The sequence below is a fragment of the Opacimonas viscosa genome (genome assembly GCF_024199005.1).
Lineage (GTDB): Bacteria > Pseudomonadota > Gammaproteobacteria > Enterobacterales > Alteromonadaceae > Opacimonas > Opacimonas viscosa.
In genome coordinates this window covers 1-242 of record NZ_JANATA010000297.1, presented here as the reverse complement: position 1 = coordinate 242, position 242 = coordinate 1, and the positions used below count along the sequence as shown (strand labels likewise).

Below are 242 nucleotides of genomic sequence, written 5' to 3'. Positions count from 1 at the left end.
ACATTACGCTGACATCATTGAGAATAAATCATTGTACATCAAAGATGTGATGGAGGATCTCAATTTAACAACAAGGCTGAAAAATAACGACGTGATGTTGCATAAAGAGCTTGTGAACATTGTGCCATTGCTGCGTGAAACGTTAATTGATATCCTCAACGATTCGAGATATGCAGATCAGACCATTGAGCTACAAACGAATGTAGACAAGCTCATGCTGAATATTGATACGATCCTCATAC

At 38.0% G+C, this 242-nt stretch carries 1 protein-coding gene; it reads left to right on the top strand.

Going from position 1 to position 242, the window contains the following annotated elements:
* Window positions 1-242: histidine kinase (locus NLF92_RS13680; protein WP_254102818.1), on the top strand; the 242-nt coding region annotated here is incomplete at both ends.